At 68.5% G+C, this 16,906-nt stretch carries 16 protein-coding genes, 1 tRNA gene, 1 other RNA gene and 1 pseudogene; 4 read left to right on the top strand and 15 right to left on the bottom strand.

Annotated elements, in window-relative coordinates:
- Window positions 1-139: 139 nt before the first annotated feature.
- From murD to sppA, 13 genes are all read right to left on the bottom strand, one after another.
- Window positions 140-1,579, bottom strand: coding sequence for a UDP-N-acetylmuramoyl-L-alanine--D-glutamate ligase (murD, locus tag C0461_RS09315; protein WP_292106082.1), 1,440 nt, complete (start codon window positions 1,577-1,579; stop codon window positions 140-142).
- Window positions 1,580-1,581: 2 nt separating this feature from the next.
- Window positions 1,582-2,694, bottom strand: coding sequence for a phospho-N-acetylmuramoyl-pentapeptide-transferase (gene mraY / locus C0461_RS09310; protein ID WP_292106079.1), 1,113 nt, complete (start codon window positions 2,692-2,694; stop codon window positions 1,582-1,584).
- Window positions 2,691-4,124 (bottom strand): UDP-N-acetylmuramoyl-tripeptide--D-alanyl-D-alanine ligase, encoded by a 1,434-nt coding sequence (murF, locus tag C0461_RS09305; protein WP_292106077.1) that lies wholly within the window; start codon window positions 4,122-4,124, stop codon window positions 2,691-2,693. The genes mraY and murF overlap by 4 nt, the downstream gene beginning before the upstream one ends.
- Window positions 4,124-5,575: a UDP-N-acetylmuramoyl-L-alanyl-D-glutamate--2,6-diaminopimelate ligase gene (locus C0461_RS09300; RefSeq protein ID WP_292106074.1), complete on the bottom strand. Its 1,452-nt coding sequence runs from the start codon at window positions 5,573-5,575 to the stop codon at window positions 4,124-4,126. The genes murF and C0461_RS09300 overlap by 1 nt, the downstream gene beginning before the upstream one ends.
- On the bottom strand, window positions 5,572-7,308 hold the full coding sequence (locus C0461_RS09295) for a penicillin-binding protein 2 (RefSeq protein WP_292106071.1): 1,737 nt from the start codon (window positions 7,306-7,308) through the stop codon (window positions 5,572-5,574). Before C0461_RS09295 ends, C0461_RS09300 begins: the two co-directional genes overlap by 4 nt.
- Window positions 7,305-7,673, bottom strand: coding sequence for a cell division protein (locus tag C0461_RS09290; protein ID WP_292106068.1), 369 nt, complete (start codon window positions 7,671-7,673; stop codon window positions 7,305-7,307). Before C0461_RS09290 ends, C0461_RS09295 begins: the two co-directional genes overlap by 4 nt.
- On the bottom strand, window positions 7,670-8,626 hold the full coding sequence (rsmH, locus tag C0461_RS09285; RefSeq protein WP_292106084.1) for a 16S rRNA (cytosine(1402)-N(4))-methyltransferase RsmH: 957 nt from the start codon (window positions 8,624-8,626) through the stop codon (window positions 7,670-7,672). Before rsmH ends, C0461_RS09290 begins: the two co-directional genes overlap by 4 nt.
- The gene (locus tag C0461_RS09280) at window positions 8,623-9,099 is read right to left on the bottom strand and encodes a division/cell wall cluster transcriptional repressor MraZ (protein ID WP_292106066.1); all 477 of its coding nucleotides are present in this window, start codon (window positions 9,097-9,099) and stop codon (window positions 8,623-8,625) included. Before C0461_RS09280 ends, rsmH begins: the two co-directional genes overlap by 4 nt.
- A 267-nt stretch (window positions 9,100-9,366) precedes the next feature.
- Window positions 9,367-9,743: RNase P RNA component class A (rnpB, locus tag C0461_RS09275), an RNA gene on the bottom strand.
- A gap of 39 nt (window positions 9,744-9,782) precedes the next feature.
- The gene (locus C0461_RS09270; RefSeq protein ID WP_292106064.1) at window positions 9,783-10,691 is read right to left on the bottom strand and encodes a hypothetical protein; all 909 of its coding nucleotides are present in this window, start codon (window positions 10,689-10,691) and stop codon (window positions 9,783-9,785) included.
- An 89-nt stretch (window positions 10,692-10,780) separates the two neighbouring features.
- Complete coding sequence (locus C0461_RS09265; RefSeq protein ID WP_292106061.1) at window positions 10,781-11,548, bottom strand: N-acetylmuramoyl-L-alanine amidase; 768 nt, start codon at window positions 11,546-11,548, stop codon at window positions 10,781-10,783.
- Between the two features lie 42 nt (window positions 11,549-11,590).
- A complete protein-coding gene (locus C0461_RS09260) occupies window positions 11,591-11,923 on the bottom strand; it encodes a hypothetical protein (protein ID WP_292106058.1) in 333 nt (110 codons plus the stop codon).
- Window positions 11,924-12,050: 127 nt separating this feature from the next.
- Window positions 12,051-13,826: a signal peptide peptidase SppA gene (sppA, locus tag C0461_RS09255; protein WP_292106056.1), complete on the bottom strand. Its 1,776-nt coding sequence runs from the start codon at window positions 13,824-13,826 to the stop codon at window positions 12,051-12,053.
- Window positions 13,827-14,034: 208 nt separating this feature from the next.
- Between sppA and panD the strand changes: the two genes are divergently transcribed.
- A complete protein-coding gene (gene panD, locus C0461_RS09250) occupies window positions 14,035-14,391 on the top strand; it encodes an aspartate 1-decarboxylase (protein ID WP_196838295.1) in 357 nt (118 codons plus the stop codon).
- 113 nt (window positions 14,392-14,504) lie between these two features.
- Here panD and C0461_RS09245 read toward each other — a convergent pair whose 3' ends face one another.
- Window positions 14,505-15,296, bottom strand: coding sequence for an SIMPL domain-containing protein (locus C0461_RS09245; RefSeq protein WP_292106049.1), 792 nt, complete (start codon window positions 15,294-15,296; stop codon window positions 14,505-14,507).
- Between the two features lie 196 nt (window positions 15,297-15,492).
- Here C0461_RS09245 and C0461_RS09240 point away from each other — a divergent pair.
- Window positions 15,493-15,565 (top strand) — tRNA-Ile (locus C0461_RS09240).
- A 144-nt stretch (window positions 15,566-15,709) separates the two neighbouring features.
- On the opposite strand, the gene C0461_RS09235 is transcribed toward C0461_RS09240, so the two are convergent.
- The gene (locus C0461_RS09235; protein ID WP_292106045.1) at window positions 15,710-16,210 is read right to left on the bottom strand and encodes a thioredoxin family protein; all 501 of its coding nucleotides are present in this window, start codon (window positions 16,208-16,210) and stop codon (window positions 15,710-15,712) included.
- A gap of 226 nt (window positions 16,211-16,436) precedes the next feature.
- Between C0461_RS09235 and C0461_RS09230 the strand changes: the two genes are divergently transcribed.
- Both C0461_RS09230 and C0461_RS09225 read left to right on the top strand, forming a co-directional pair.
- The gene (locus C0461_RS09230; RefSeq protein ID WP_292106042.1) at window positions 16,437-16,775 is read left to right on the top strand and encodes a metalloregulator ArsR/SmtB family transcription factor; all 339 of its coding nucleotides are present in this window, start codon (window positions 16,437-16,439) and stop codon (window positions 16,773-16,775) included.
- Window positions 16,776-16,777: 2 nt separating this feature from the next.
- Window positions 16,778-16,906: pseudogene (locus C0461_RS09225) on the top strand (arsenate reductase); the annotation flags it as partial.

The raw sequence follows: 16,906 nt of genomic DNA, 5'->3' as shown, positions 1-16,906 counted from the left end.
CTGGAGGCGAAGGACAGGGCCACGCCCAGAAACATCAGGGTCGAGGCGGCGGCCAGCAGGCCCTTGTCCACCGTCCACCACCACTGGGCGATGGGCGAGGTGTCGTTGCGCGAGAACGGATGGGCGTAGGTGTTCACGGTCATGACGCGGCATCCTCGATCACGGGCGGCACGGCGCCGAGCCCCAGGACGGCGGCGCGGAACACCTCGCCCCGGGCCTCGAAGTCCGGATACTGATCGAAGGAGGCGGCGGCCGGGCTGAGCAGCACCACCGCGTCCTCGTCGTTCGATTCGGCCCAGTCGGCCGCGTCACGGGCGGCGGCGGCGACGGCGGACGGGATGTCTCCACAGAGAGACACGGGCGCCGCGTCGTCGATCTCGGCGGCGAAGGCGGCGGCGGCCTCGCCGATCAGATAGGCGTGGGCGATGCGGGGGAACAGCGGGAACAGGTCGCCGAGGCCGCCGTCCTTGGCCCGCCCGCCCGCGATCCACCAGACGCGCGGATAGCTGGCCAGGGCCTGTTTCGCCGCATCGGTGTTGGTGGCCTTGGAGTCGTTGATGAACACTACGCGGCCGAGGCGCGCCACCGGCTCCATCCGGTGGGCCAGGCCCGGGAAGGTCAGCAGGCCCCGCACGGCTTCGTCGCGCGTCAGGCCCACGGCGCGCACGGCGGCGTAGGCGCAGGCGGCGTTCTGGGCGTTGTGGCGCCCCGGCAGGGAAACCGCCGTGGACAGATCCGCGACGCGCTCGTCCCCGTCCATGAGCCAGCCGCCACGCAGGCCGACCCCGCCCATGTCGTCAATACGGGGCGTCCACTCATCATCGCTGTCCGGGGCGGCCACGGTGACGGGGACGAAGGCCGCCAGACCCCGGGCCACGCCCTGGCTGTACGGATCATCTACGCCGATCACGGCCACGCCGCCCGGCGGCTGCTCCTGAAAGATGCGGCGCTTGGCGGCCACATAGCCGGCCATGCCGCCGTGGCGGTCCAGATGATCCGGGCTGATGTTGGTCAGGATCGCCACGTCCGGCCCGAAGCGGCTGGTCAGGTCCAGCTGGTAGGACGAGACCTCGATCACATAGATGGCGTCCGGCGTCGGCTCGGGCAGGGCCAGGACGCCGATGCCGATATTGCCGCCCACGTGGACCGTGCGGCCCGCCTGTCTGAGAATCCAGCCGATCAGGGCGGTGGTGGTGGACTTGCCGTTGGTGCCGGTGATGGCGATGACCTTCGGCCGCTCCACCTCGGCCAGGGCGGACACGGCGCGGGCGAACAGCTCGATGTCGCCCATGACCCGCACGCCCGCATCCTTGGCCATCTGCACGGTCCAGTGGGGCGAGGGATGGGTCAGGGGGGCGCCGGGCGACAGGATCAGGGCGGCGAAGTCCGACCAGTCGGCGCGGGACAGGTCGTCGACCGCGAAGCCTTCCGCCTCCGCCTGCAGACGGCTGGACAGGCTGTCGTCCCACAGCACGGGCTCGGCGCCGCCGGCCCGGAGCGCCCGGGCGGCGGTCAGGCCGCTGCGCCCCAGCCCGAAGACCGCAACGCGCCGCCCTTCAAAGCCGGGGACGGTGATCATGGCTATCTCAGCTTCAGGGTGGACAGGCCGATGAGGGCCAGCATGGCCGCCACGATCCAGAACCGGACCACCACGGTCGACTCGGCCCAGCCCATCTTTTCAAAGTGATGGTGGATGGGCGCCATCAGGAAGATGCGCTTTCCGGTGGCCTTGAAGTAGGCCACCTGGATCATCACCGACAGGGCCTCGACCACGAACAGGCCGCCGACAATGGCCAGCACCAGCTCGTGCTTGGTGGCCACGGCCATGGCGCCCAGGGCCCCGCCCAGCGCCAGAGACCCGGTGTCGCCCATGAAGATCTTGGCTGGCGGCGCGTTGTACCAGAGAAAGCCCATGCCCCCGCCGATGATGGCGGCGCAGAATATGGCCAGCTCGCCCGCGCCCGGCACATGGTGGACCTGAAGATATTCCGAGAACAGGAAGTTGCCGACCAGATAGCTGATGATGCCGAACACGGCGGCGGCCATCATCACCGGCACCACGGCCAGCCCGTCCAGGCCGTCGGTCAGGTTCACCGCATTGGACGCGCCGATGATGACCACGGCGGCGAACACCACATAGAACCAGCCGATGTTCAGCAACACCTCCTTGAAGAACGGGAAGGCGACGGACGTCTCCAGATTCGGCGAGGTGGGCGATATCTGCATCCAGACCACGGTCAGGACGCCGGCGATGATCGCCACCACCACCTGGGCCGCCAGCTTCTGTTTCGACGTCAGACCGGCCGAGGATTGCTTCGTCACCTTGGCGTAGTCGTCGATGAAGCCCAGCACCCCGAACGCCGCGGTCACCAGAGAGACGATCCAGATGTAGGGGTTGGTCAGGTCCCCCCACAGCAGGACCCCCGCCGCGATGCCCGCCAGGATCATCAGTCCGCCCATGGTGGGGGTGCCCTGCTTGGTCAGGACGTGGCTTTCCGGCCCGTCCGTGCGGATGGGCTGGCCCCTGCCCTGTCGCGCCCGCATCCAGTCGATGAAGCGCTGGCCCATGGCCACCGCCACGATCATGGCCGTGACCAGCGCCAGACCCACGCGCACCGTCTGGTACTGGACCAGATTCAGCAGCGGGTAAGCCTGGGCCACGTCGGCGTAGTAGAGATACAGGAGATAGATCATGAGCCGGCGCCCTCTTCCGCGCCCTGGCGACGCTCCATGTCGGCCAGGGCCGCGGCGATCACCGAAGCCTTCGAGCCGTTCGATCCCTTGACCATGACGATGTCGTTGGGCCGGACCTCCTCGACCAGGGCCTCGGCCAGGGCGGCGGCGGTCTCGCGCCACAGCCCCCTGCGCTCGGGGCGCAAGGCGTCATGCAGATGCCTCATGCGCGGTCCGGCGGTATGGACCAGGTCCAGGCCCGCCGCGTCGATGGTTTCAGCCAGCCCCGCGTGCAGGGCCTCCGACTGGTCGCCCAGCTCCAGCATGTCGGTGAGTGCGACCATGCGCCGCCCGCCCGCCGCCACAGGCCGCACGGCCAGGCTGAGGAAGCCCGCCCGCATGGACAGGGGGTTGGCGTTGTAGCTCTCGTCGATCAGCAGGAACGCGCCGCCGCGAATGCGCACGGTCCTGTTCTGGCCCCGCCCCGCGAGCGGCTGGAATTCGGACAGGGCCTGCAGCGCCGTCTCGACCGGCACGTCCAGGGCGTCCAGCATCAGGGTCACCGCCAGACAATTGTGCCCCCAGTGGAAGCCGGACTGCTTCAGCGAAAACACGTGATGGCGGCCGAAGATCTCCGCCTCGACCCGCGCGCCGTCCGGGTTGGGCGTGAAATCGATCAACCGGGCGTCGGCGTCGGCCGGAGAGCCGAAACAGACCACCCGCGCGCCTTGGCGCAGGGCGGCCTTGCGCAACAGCGGCGCCCAGTCGTTGTCGCCGTTGATGACCGCCACGCCGCCCGGGCCAAGCCCCTCGAACACGGCGGCTTTTTCCTTCGCCACGCCGCTCTCGCCGTCGGTAAAGCCCTCGATGTGGACCGGGCCCACGGTGGTGACGCAGGCCGCGTGGGGCTGCACCATGCGCGACAGGGGCGCGATCTCGCCGGGCGCGTTCATGCCGATCTCGAACACGGCGCGTTCGACGTCCGCAGGCATGCGGGCCAGGGTCAGCGGCACGCCGATATGGTTGTTGAAGCTCTTGACCGAGGCGTGGGCGGGACCGGCCAGATCGAGGCCGGCCTTGATGGCCTGGGTGACGCTGGTCTTGCCGACCGAGCCGGTGACCGCGCCGCGCCGCACCTGGGGCGCGCGGTCGCGGGCGGCGACGCCGAGCGCCTCCAGCGCCTTCAGCGTATCGGGAACGATGATGCAGGGGCCGCCGTCGACCGGCTGCTCGACCAGGGCGCCCGCCGCCCCCGCCTCGAAGGCCGAGGCGACGAACTCATGGCCGTCGCGCGCGCCCTTCAGCGCCACGAAAAGGTCGCCCGGCTCGACTTCCTTGCTGTTGAAGGTGACGCCCCGGGCCTGAAACGCGGCGCCGTCCATGCGGCCGCCTGTGGCGACGGCGATGTCGACGGCCGTCCAGAGCGGGTCTTTCCCCGACGATTGGGGCATCAGGCGTCTTCCTTCAGGGCCTCGGCGATTTCCCGGGTGTCGTCGAAGGGATGGGTGATTCCGCCGACGATCTGACCCTGTTCATGCCCTTTTCCGGCGACCACGACCACATCCCCGTCGCGCATCATGGACAGGGCGTGGCGGATGGCTTCGCGCCGGTCGCCGATCTCGATGGCGTCGGGCGCAGTGATCTTCGCGTCCGCGCGGATGGCGGCGGGATCCTCGGAACGGGGATTGTCGTCGGTCAGGATGGCCACGTCCGCCAGCTTCTGGGCTATGGCGCCCATCAGGGGCCGCTTGGCCCGGTCCCGGTCGCCGCCGCAGCCGAACACCACGATCAGCCGGCCCCTGGCGTGCGGCCGAAGCGACATCAGCACCGTCTCCAGCCCGTCGGGGGTATGGGCGTAATCCACATAGGCGTCGCCGCCGTTGGGACCCGCGGCCACATGCTGCATGCGGCCCTCGGCGCCCTGCAGGTGCTCCAGCGCCGCCAGCACGCGGTCCGGAGCTTCGCCCGCCGCAATGCACAGGCCCGCCGCCACCAGGGCGTTGGACGCCTGGAAGGCCCCGACCAGCGGCAGCATGAGCTCGAAAACGTCGCCTCGCGCATCGACGGTCAGGCGCTGGCCCTCGCTGGTGGCCTCGCGGGCGATCAGACCGAGGTCCCGGCCGCGCTGACCCACGCCCATGATCGACAGGCCCGCCATCAGACCGTGGGAGGCGAAGCCGGAATAGGCCGGTGAATCCGCGTTCAGCACCGCCGTACGGCCGCGCGGCAGCAGGGTGTCGAACAGGCGCAGCTTGGCGGCGCGATAGGTCGCCATGTCGCCGTGATAGTCCAGATGATCCTGGGTCAGGTTGGTGAAGGCCGCGGCCTTGAGCGTCACCCCGTCCAGACGACGCTGCTCCAACCCGTGGGAGGACGCCTCCAGCGCCACGTGGGTGACGCCGCGCCCGGCCAGTTTCGACAGGATCCTCGCCGAGTCCGCCGCGTCCGGGCTGGTCAGGCTGGCGCGGGTCAGGGCGTGGTCGCCGTGCCAGACGCCCAGGGTGCCGACGCTGGCCCCCTCGATGCCCAGCAGGGTCCATATCTGGCGGCAGAAGGCGGCCACCGAGGTCTTGCCGTTTGTGCCTGTCACAGCCACGCACGTCTTCGGCTGAGCTCCGAAAAATCCGCGCGCCGCAAGGGCATAGGAGCGCCGCACGTCGCCGCAGGGCACCAGCACGGGCGCGGCTTCGCCCGGCGTGTCGCTGGGGGCCAGGATGGCGGCGGCGCCGGCCGACAGGGCCTGGGGGATATAGGCGCGGCCGTCGGCGGAGGCGCCGGGAATGGCGGCGAACAAGGTTCCGGGCGCGACCTTGCGGCTGTCGGCGGTCACGCCGGTGATGACGGGGTCATGCCCAACGTCGCGGCGCAGCAGTTCGGAGAGGCGCACACCCGCGAGACTCACTGGCCGGCCTCCGCGGCCGCGCCGGCCTGGGGAACGGGTGCGCCGGTCGCCGTGCGCCAGCGGTCGGCGCCGCGTGACACGTTCACGAAGCCGGCGATGCGGTCGATGACGCGCCCGGCCACCGGCGCGGCCACGAAGCCGCCGGTGCGCGGATAACCCTGGGGCTCGTCCATCAGGATGAAGACCATGTAGCGCGGCGCATCCAGCGGCCCGTCGGTGGGAAAGACGGCGGCGAAGGTGCCGATGGCGACGGCGGGGTCATAGCGGCCGCCCACAACCTTGTTGGCCGAGCCGGTCTTGCCGCCCACGCGAAGTCCCGGCGCGTCGGCGCGGGAGCCAGAGCCGCGCACCACATTGGCCCGCATCAGGGCCAGCATCTCGCGTGAGGTGTCCTCACTGATCACGCGGCGCAACCCGGGATGGGGGCCATCGGCGGGGCGCAGGGTCAGGGGCACATAGCGCCCGCCGTTCAACAGCGAGCCCATGGCTGCGGCCGCCTGGGCCGGAGTGACCATGATGCCGTAGCCGAAAGACAGGGACGCCAGGGTCGTGTCGGACCAGTTCACGGGACGTCGCGGCGCGGCGGACTCGTGCAGTTCCATGGGCGCTGCGTCCAGCAGGCCCATGTCCTGGAAGTAGCGGCGCATGGTGTCGCCGCCCATTTCGATGGCCAGGCGCGAGGTGCCGATGTTGGACGAGTGCAGGAACACCTCCTCCAGCGTCATTACGCGGTTCTGGGCGTGGAAGTCGCGGATGGTGCGGTTGCCGATGCGCAGCGGGTCCGAGGCGTCGAAGGTGGTGGTCATGTCGGCCTGGCCCGTGTCGAGACCGGCGGCGACGGTGAAGGCCTTGAAGACCGACCCCATCTCGTAGTGGGCCGAGGTGACGCGATTCAGTTCGGCGTCGCCGGTCTCGCCCCGGCGGTTCGGGTCGAAGTTGGGATAGCTGGCCATGGCCAGGACTTCGCCGGTCTGGATGTTGGTGACGACGCCCACGGCGCCGCGCGCGCCCATCTCCGCCGCGGCGGTGTAGAGCTCGTTCTCCAGCGCCGCCTGGACCCGCAGGTCGATGGACAGGGGCACTGCCTCGCCCGTCGCTCCGGCGCGGCGAATTTCGCGGTCGAAGGCCAGTTCGGCGCCGGTGACGCCCCGCTCCCCGGCGAAGCCGATGACATGAGACGCCGAGCCGCCCAGCGGATAGACCCGCGCGTTCTCGGCCTCGAAATAGACCCCGCCCAGGGCGAGGCTGTGCAGGGTCGCGCGCTCGGGGGGCGTCAGGCCGTTCATCACGACCACCCGGCGGTCCCCGTAGAGCGCCGCGCGCAGCCGGTCGCGGGACAGACGCGGCAGGGCGGCGCTCATGGCCTCCAGCGCCGCTTCGCGGTCCCACACCTCGGCGGGCTCCACATAAAGGCCGTAGTGGCGGATGTTGGCGGCCAGCAGGTTTCCGTTGCGGTCGGTCAGGTCGCCGCGCGCCAGCACTGGACCCGCGCGCCAGCCGCCCGCGCCAGGATCGCCTGACAGCAGGGCCGCATGTCCCGCGCCGGCGATCAGGCCGATGAACAGGACGCTGAAGACGATCAGCATCAGGGCGATGCGGACGCGGGTGTCTTCCTCAGGCCGCTGGTCCGCCTTGGCGCGCTCGAAGGCGTGCTCGATCCACCAGATCAGGCCAGTCAGCCAGCGCCAGGACGGCGCAGCGGACGGAATATGGCGCGGCTCGACCGAACTCACTGGCTGGCCTCCGCATCGACAGCAGCGGGTGCGGGCGTCCCTTGCACGGGCGCCAGCTCGGGCAGGGAGTCCAGATCGATCCGCTGCTCCACCGAGATGGGCGCCAGTCCCGCCTGACGCGACAGGGCCTCCAGCCGGCCCGGCTCTTCAAGGCGGGCGGTTTCAGCGATCAGCAGACGCATCCTCTGGCGTTCATCGCTGATGTCGCGCTGGAGCGCGGCGATCTCGGCGCTCTGACGGGCGGCCTGGGCCTTGACGAAATAGACGGACACCACGACGGCGGCCAGGATGGCCACGCCGACGATCTCGGTGACGCGGAAGCCGCGGATCTTCCAGTCGAACACGGAGCGCAGGACGGCGGTCATGCAGCCATCCTCCCCCAGGCGGACGCGTCGGTGCGGACCGCGGCGCGCAGCCGGGCCGACCGGGCGCGAGGGTTGGCGGCGCGCTCCGCCTCCCCGGCCTCGCGGGCGCCCTTGAACATCAGGGTGAAGCTGGGCGCCCGGGTCTCGATCTGCAGCGGCGCATGGCGGGAGCCGCCCGGCGCATTGCCGGTGCGTTCGGTCAGGAACGCCTTGACGATGCGGTCCTCCAGCGAATGGAAGGTGACCACCGCCAGTCGCCCGCCGGGGGCCAGCGCCGCCTCTGCGGCCTCCAGACCGGCGGTCAGTTCGCCCAGCTCGTCGTTCACGGCGATGCGCAGGGCCTGAAAGGTTCGGGTGGCCGGATGGATGGCGGCGCCGCGACGACCGCCCAGAGCCTTCTCCACAACCTCCGCCAGATCCAGCGTGCGGGTGAAGGGCCGTTCGACACGGCGGCGCAGAATGGCGGTGGCCACGCGACCCGACTGACGCTCCTCGCCATAGAGCTTGAGGATGTGGGCCAGCGGACCATGATCCCAGCTGTTGACGATATCGGCCGCGCTTTCGCCTTCGGCCGACATGCGCATGTCCAGCGGGCCGTCGCGCATGAAGGAGAAGCCGCGCTCGGCCTGATCCAGCTGCATGGACGAGACGCCGATGTCGAACACGGCGCCGTCCAGACGATCATGGTCCGTCTCGGCGAAGGCTGCGGACAGGCCCGAGAAGGGGGTCTGCTTCAGCTCGAACCGGCCGGGGAAGTCGGCGGCCACCGCCTCGGCGTGAGCGCGCACGGTGGGATCGCGGTCCAGTCCCACCACGGTCGCGCCGCGCGCCAGGATAGCGCGGGTGTAGCCTCCGGCGCCGAAGGTGGCGTCGATCATGACCTCGCCCGGCTTGGGGTCCAGCGCCTCGATCACTTCGTCCAGCAGGACGGGGGCGTGGGGAGAGGCCATCAGCCGCCCTCCCCGCGCGCCGCCAGGCTGGCGCGGCGGCGCGCCTCGCCCATCTCGCGCATGGCCTGCTGGGCCAGCTTGCGCTGCTCGGCCTCATGTTCACGCCAGCGGGCGCGATCCCATATCTGGAACCGGTCGCCCAGACCGACCATCACCACGTCACCGGACAGGCCGCCGCGCTCGACCAGGGCTTCGGTCAGGGTGATGCGCCCGGCGGTGTCATAGGAGAGCTGCTTCAGCCCGCCGTAGAATTGGCTTTCCATGGCTCCGCGGAACGGGTCGCCGAAAGGGATGCTGTCGATGAAGGCGCGATAGGCGGCCACGAAGCCCTCGCCGCCCGCCTCCAGGCAGTCGGCCTCGATGGAGGGAAAGCAGTAAAGGCCGGTGGCGGCGCCGTTTTCAGCGGTGCGGAATTCCTGCGGCGCCTGCAGGCGACGCTTTGCGTCCAGTTGCTTCTCGTGGGTTGAGAGAAACACCCTTGCCCGCCTCGGATCCGTCGATCCGTCCCGACACCCGTCGCCGCATGCGGACCGACACAATGCCGACCCTCCCCAGGTTCGCTACTGGGGTATCATGGGATCAGTTGGGAGACAATGGGATTAGTTGACACTTCTTAACCATGAAGACCCGATCTGGGCGGCCGTTTCTGTTAACTTTCAGAACATTCACAGAACAAATAAGTATTCACAGCCTGTGGATGACTGTGCCCGCCACATGGGCGCCTCACCGGTTAACGGGATGAAAATGCCAGACGGCCTGTAAGCCGGGTTCTGTTCCGTCTCGAAAGACGGCGACGATCATTCCTCTGGACCGGCCATTGCTGACCGGTTCTCGCGACCTACCCGGACGTCCCGGGCGGTGAGCCCTGCGGCCGAAACCGCGCGACGTCCCTATTCGGTCTTGCTCCAGGCGGGGCTTGCCATGCCGTCGCTGTTGCCAGAGACGCGGTGGGCTCTTACCCCACCCTTTCACCCTTACCGGCCTCGCGAGGCCGGAGGTTTGCTTTCTGTGGCGCTATCCCTCGGGTCGCCCCGGGCGGAAGTTATCCGCCGCCTTTTCACCGTGGAGCCCGGACTTTCCTCGACAGGGCGAACCCCGCCGCGACCGCCCGGCCGTCTGGCGTGTTCATTCTAACACGCGGCCAGCGATCTTCAGAAGGCTATTCGTCGTCGACCTGCGGTTCGGCCCGCTCACGATCCCGGCTCATGGCCGAGGCGATGGCGCCGCGCTGTGCGGCTGACGAGCGCTGGTTCAGTTCGGCCGAGTAAAGGGACCTCAGATAGGCCATGTCCCAATCGGTCATGCGCGGCGGCGCCGCTTCATCTTCGAAAAGGTTGAGGATGGTGTCGAAAGCCAGCGTCCTCGCCTCGGGGTCGACCTGGGCGAAGGCCACCATGGCCACATAGTCGGCCAGTTGCTCCAGGCTGACGCCCTCGGCCCTGACGAAATCGACGATGATGAAGGCGCGGGTCAGGTCGTTGCGGATTTCGGTCCGCAACAGGCTGCCCTGAACATTCACCATGGCCGGGCCTTCGCCGGGCATCGACACGGCGGCGACGCCGGTGTCAGCGTCCACGGGCAGGCTCACGTGCCACCAGCGGACCGGGCTCTCGGTCGCCTGGAACCGCTGCAGGCTGGCGCGGCTCTGGGAGGCGCCCGAGTATCCCGGACGAAAGGCCCGGGGCCGCTCCCTCACCAGGGCGTGCGCAAGGCCAGGTCCATCCTCGGTGGCGAGAATGAGAATGTTGGGGCTGCAGCCCGGCTCGCCGATGTCCAGCCCCAAATCCAGGGCGACCTGAGACACACGATCAACCACGTACTGGCCCGACGTGCGCCTGAGATTGACCGCACCCACGCAGACGCTGTCGCTCCATCGCGCGGGTCCGCGCCCGCGCGGCGGATCCGTAACCTCGTCGAGGAAGCTGTTCACGGCCTCCCGCACACGCTGGCCGGTCACGGTGACTTCCTCAACCTCGGTCACGGGGCCTTCGGGAGCGGGTTGCGAGTCCGGATCCTGGGCGGTCTGTCCGAACAGGGCCAGGGCGAAAAACAGGCGAGTGATCATCATGAAGGCCCGCTAGCAGAAGACGGCGTGCGGCGACAGCCGTTCATCTCGGCATGGCCCACATCTCACGTGACGACAGGACAGGGTCGGATTTATGGCAGAACACCGGTCAGACTTTCCACCTGGGCCAGTTGCAGCAGGCCCATCAGGCGGGCGCGAGTTTCGCCGTCGGCGACGCCGTTGACCTTTTCGGGCCGCCAGTGACGCTGGAACGCCTCCACCACAATGCGGGTGTCATCGTCATAGACGCCCGAGGCCGGGGGTTCGTAGCCGAAGCGGTGCAGCCCGGCCTGAAGCACATGCACCCCCAGCCCCTCGTCGCCGGGCCCCAGCGGAGGGCCAAGGGCGGCGATCCGTTCGACCGCCGGCTCGAACCACAACCCGTGCCCCGCCTCAGCCAGGCGCTTCCAGGGAAACAGTTCGCCGGGATCGGTCTTGCGGCGCGGGGCCACGTCGGAATGACCCAGGATGCGATCAGCGGAGATGGTCCAGCGGGACCGGATGCCGGCGACCAGCGCCATTACCGTTTGAATCTGGACCTCGGGAAAGGCGCGATAGCCCCATTCGTGGCCGGGATTGACGATCTCAATGCCGATGGAGACGGCGTTGATGTCCGTCTCGCCTTTCCACCATGAGACGCCCGCGTGCCAGCAGCGACGCTCCTCGGGCGCCAGACGGAACACCCGACCGTCCTCTTCCACCACATAGTGGGCCGAGACGCGCGCATCGGGGTCGCGCAGACGGTCCAGAGCCTCCGGTCCGGTCTGCATGCCGGTGTAGTGCAGAAGGATCATGTCCGGCGGCGCGCGCCGGGCGTCGGTGTTGGGGGTCGGGGCGTCGATGAAGTCGAGGGCGGTCATGGGGCCATATTCGACCGGACCGCGCGCGATGGAAAGCGCGGGTTAGCGCCCCTGACGTTCCCAGCCATGGGCCACCCAGGTATCGCCCACCTTCTCGGCCTCGATCACCCCGTCAGGGCCGGCGGCGGCGGTGCGTGCGCGGGCCGAACGGCGGGCGCGCAGGGCGAACCCCGTCAGGAACATCACGATCCCGGCCACAAGGGCGATCACCGCCACGGCGGCGGCGGTGAAGACCGCCAGCAGGGCGCCGATCGCCACGGCGATCCCGGCAGCGATCATGCCGCCCAGCCACATGACCGAGCCCATCAGGCCAGCCCCGCGCGCGGGACGCGTGGTGAAGCCGATGCGGGTGAAGCGGGTCTGGAACTGGGTCATGAGCTACCTTGGCGACGCCGTCATGAACGATCACTGAAAGAGGCGGTGATCCTGTTCAACGCATGAAATGCAATGTCGGTCCGCGAGGAGACGCCGTCAATGCGACATCCCCTCACAGGTGAGTGTGTCAGCGCAGGGGCTGGTCAGCCATGACCACCGCCCCTTCCGAGCGCATGCGCTCGGCCCGGGCCCGCGCCATGACGGCCTGGACGTCCGGATCGGTCAGGACGCTGTTGAGCCGCACAAGAGTCTCGGCCGCCTCGCTGGATGAGCCGAACGCCTCGCTCAGCGCCTCCCAGGTCGACCGGGGTCTCGGATACCGACGGAAACGCACGGCCTCGTCCTCCGGAATTTCAGCCAGGGCCTTGGCGCGGCGGATGGCTTCGTAAATGCCGCCCAGCTCGTCCACCAGACCGAGCTCATGGGCCTGGGCCCCGGTCCAGACCCGGCCGCGGGCAATTTCCCGCACCCGCGCTGCAGGCAGGTTGCGCCCGATCGAAACCCGGGTCACGAAGTCCTCATAGACCTGATCCATCCAGCCGGCGAAGGCGGCCCGCTCCCCGGCGTTGAAGGGGCGGTCGGTGGCGAAGGCGTCGGCGTAGTCGCCGCCTACGGTCAGGCCGCGCACGTCGACGCCGAACCGCCCGAGCGCATCGCCCAGCACGAATTTGCCGCCGAACACGCCGATGGAGCCGGTCAGGGTCGAGGGCTGGGCCACGATGGCCGAGGCCTCCGACGAGATCCAGTAACCGCCCGATGCCGCGTAGGCGCCCATGGACACCACCACCGGCTTGCCGGCCGCCTTGGCCGCCCGCACGGCGTCCAGAATCTGTTCGGAGCCCTCGGGCGACCCGCCGGGCGAGGAGACGCGGAAGACGATGGCGCGCACCGAACGGTCGTCGATGGCGTCATGGATGGCGCGGGCGATGTCGTCGGAGCTCATCATGGACCCGGCGCCGAACGGGTCGGCGGAGCTGCGCCCGGTCAGAATGGCGCCCTCCCCGCCCACAATGGCGATGGCGTTGCGGCCCGACCCGTTTCGCTCGCCCACGGCGGAGGCGTATTCGGAAAAGCGGATGATCCGGCCGTTGTCGCCGGCGCGGCGGCGCGCCTCGGTCTCGGCTTGCTGAACACCGCCGGTGTTGTCCACCAGACCCAGCGCCTGGGCGCGGGCAGGCGTGTGAGGGCCGGATTCGATGGCCTGGCGAAGGGCTTCCGGCTCCATGTCCCGGTCCTGGGCCGCATTGGCCAGGGCCCGGTCGTAGATCGACCCCATCCAGCTTTCAGCCGCCTCGCGGTGCGCCTCGGTGAAGTCGCTCTGGGTGAAGGGATTCACGGCGTTCTTGTATTCGTAGCGCTGCTCGAAATCGGCGCGCACGCCGTAGCGCTCGAAGGCGCGGCCGAAGAAGATCTCCTCGGAGGCCAGCCCCGTGGCCTGGAAGCTGGCGTTCTCCTGCATCCAGAACTCATCGGCGGAGGCGCCCAGCATGTAGGTCGAGACCACGGCCCCCAGAGGCATCAGCCCCTGGGAATGGGCGATCACCACCTTGCCGGTGCTGCGGAACCGGTGGATCGCCTGACGCAGTTCATCGGCCGAGGCCGGGGTCATGCCGCTTTCGGGCAGACGCACCAGCACCACCTTGATGCGGTCGTCATCCTGGGCCTGGGCCAGGACGTCCACGACGCGCATCACCGACAGGCTGGACCCGCCGAACCCGGCGAAGGGATTGGTTGGCGCCTGATCGGTCAGGCCGCCCCGCAGGTCCACCTCAAGCACCGCCTGGGCGGGCACCACAGGCTTGGACGACCCGGCGGCGGAAGCGATCAGAAGCAGCGGAATTCCAATGAAGAACAACAGAAGGCCGACAAAGACCCCGGCAATGGTGAGTGCGAACTGCTTCATCGGATTCCTGAAAAATCGTCATTTGGCCATACGAGGCCATCCCGGACCATAGGGCTTGACCCGTCACCGTCAAATGAACGTCCCGTAACGCGCGAACTTCATGCTGCACCGCCGCAGTCCTGATTGAAGACGGGCGTCGAAACCCCTATATGCGGGCCACAAACGGGGGACGTGCCCCCGCCCACGGATATAGGAGGCCGGGCTCCCCATGCTGGTCACCCTGATGAAATCCAAGCTGCACCGCGCCACGGTGACCCAGGCGGACCTCGACTACGAGGGCTCCATCGCCATCGACCGCGACCTGCTGGACGCCGCCGACATCTATCCGCACGAGCAGGTGGATGTGCTGAACATCACCACCGGCGCGCGCTTCACCACCTACGCCATTGAGGCGCCGCGCGGCTCCCGCGTGATAGGCGTCAACGGCGCCGCCGCCCGTCTGGTGCAGAAGAAGGACAAGGTGATCATCGTCACCTATGGCCAGTTGCCCGCCGAACAGGCGCGCAACTACACGCCCAATGTGGTGCTGCTGGACGACGGCAACCACATCAAGGACGCGGCTTGATTGGTCTTTAAGTGCGCTAACGCTCGCGTCGCGGACGCTCGCTGCTTAAGCGCACACCTGAATTGAAAAGGCCCGCCGCTCGGCGGGCCTTTTGCTGTGTGGAGCGCGCGGCCTTACCGCACGATGTCGTAGACACCGTTGATGTTGACGCGGATGGTCAGTTCGCCGGGCGCGACGCTGGTGCTTTCGGCGCTGTCCATGGCCATGGCGCCGCGAGCGAACATCGGCGGCTGGGGCGAATAGCCGCCACCTTCGCTCAGGCTGCGGATGCCCGCGAGGCGCACCCCAAGGGCGTTGGCATAGAGATTGGCCTTGGCCTGCAGCGCCTGGACGGCGGCCATGCGGGCCTGGTCCTCGGCCTGCTGCGGGTTGATCAGGCCGAAGCTGATGCCGTCGATCTGGTTGACCCCGGCGTTCACCACGGCGTCGGCGGTGGAGCCGACGCGCTCGAGATCACGGATCTCCACTGTCACCCGGTTGGTGGCCTGATAGCCGCGCAGGCGGGGCGGCTCATTCTGCACATAGTCGTATTGCGGCGACAGGTTCAGGCCGGAGGTCTGGATATAGCGCTCCTCGATCCCGGCCCGGCGCAGGGCCTGCATCACCTGGTTCATGCGGGTGCGGTTCTGCGCCATAGCTTCGGCTGCGGTGGTCGCCTCGGTCTGAACGCCGAAGGTGATCATGGCCTTGTCCGGCGCGGCGCGCACCTCGCCATGGGCCGACAGGTTCAGGGTCGGAGTCTCGGGTTGAACCAGGATGGTGTGGTTGGGAGGCGTCATCGTCACCTCCTGGGCCAGGGCGGGGGCGGCGGTCATCACCGCGCCGGCGGCAAGCACGGCGGCGCCCAGCATCAGGGGCAGGTTGTGGCGGGGCATGGCGACCGCGCGGGCGGAATGGCGAGGCATGGTGTCTCCTTCGGAGCGTCCTGTTGTGCGTCCGGCGTGAGCGTGCGCCCCAGCCGTGGCCGAACCTTGGCCTTTTGCGCCTGAATGAACGCTTGGCGCCATGGTGCAGGTTCCATTCATGGAGTCACGGGGCGCTGTAATGTTGCAGGCTTTCCCATGACCGCCGGGCCTGCTAGCCAGTCCGCTCCGCCACGGCGGGCGCGTAGCTCAATGGTTAGAGCCGACCGCTCATAACGGTCTGGTTGGGGGTTCGAGTCCCTCCGCGCCTACCGGCGGCTGTGTCGGGACCACTTAGAACTGCCTCAAAACCACTCAAGAGCGGCTCAGGTGTCGGTGGGCTCGACTCAGTATCGCCCATGAATGTCTGCTTCGAACCGAAGCGGACATTTATCCGAGGTCGTGGACAAGGCGTGTCAGACCGGCAGATCGGCCAGGGCCGCCAATTCATCGTAGATCGCGTCGCCCGTCCTGCTCTCGGCATTCCGCCAGCTGGTTGCGGTCGTCGGGTTCACCAGAACTCCGTCACTTGTAAGCACCAGCACATTCGGCAAACCCGGCAACTCCTGAACGCCAAAGCGACGGGCAATGCCCAGGTTGTGTCCGTCGCCGCTGCCTGGCATCCCGATGTTCACGAAGACCAGTTCGTATTTGCGTTCGATAAGTTCCGCGAAGCGATCGGTAGCCAGCCAACCAGCGATGGCGCGGCTGTCGCTGCACCAGTTGGCTCCCATCACTAACAGGACCCGATTGCCCGACTGCCTGGCGCGCGCCAACGCAGCGTCCACGTCGGCCGACGCGTTGTCGCTCACGTGATAGGAGCGAGCCTCCGGCATAGGTGCAGTCGCAGGCGTCGGCACAGACGCGCAAGCCGCGACGGCCAGCGCCGCCGAGACCACCAGGGTGACTTGTTTCACTGAGCAATCTCCATGGACGGCGCGATCAGGGGTGATCAGTCATGCGACGCCACCGTGCCGAGACGTCGCTTCGCCACGAATTCGATGATCGGTCAAGCTGGGCGTAGTCTCGAGCGACCTGTCCGCCGTTGATCGCCAGGTCGGGGCGTCGTGGAGTCGCCCCGCCGTCGCATCAAGTGACCCCGAAACGTCTTGCCTGCTCCCTTAATTCTATTATTCTGGAATTATGGAATCCGAAGATGCCCTGACCGCCCTCGCCGCCCTGGGCCAGCCCACGCGGCTGGAGGCGTTCCGTCTGCTGGTGGCGCATGAGCCCGAGGGGCTGGCGGCGGGGGATCTGGCCCAGGCGCTGGCAGTCCCGGCCAACACCCTGTCGGCCCATCTGAACGTATTGTCCCACGCCGGTCTGGTGCGGGGCGAGCGGCGCGGGCGCTCCATCGTCTATCGCGCGGCCTTCGAGCGCGTGACAGGGCTCGTGCTCTATCTGCTCAAGGACTGCTGCGGCGGGCGCGCCGACCTTTGCCGGCCGCTCATGGCCGAACTGAACCCATGCGTATCGGACTGATCATGGACGTCGTCATCTATCACAACCCCGCCTGCGGGACCTCGCGCAACACCCTGGCCCTGATCCGCCATCTGGGGATCGAGCCGCATGTGGTGGAGTATCTGAAGACCCCGCCCGCCCGCGCCCTGATC

This window comes from Brevundimonas sp. (assembly GCF_013823285.1).
GTDB lineage: Bacteria > Pseudomonadota > Alphaproteobacteria > Caulobacterales > Caulobacteraceae > Brevundimonas.
The sequence above is the reverse complement of the archived record's forward strand: the minus strand, read 5'-3'. Positions and strand labels throughout refer to the sequence as shown.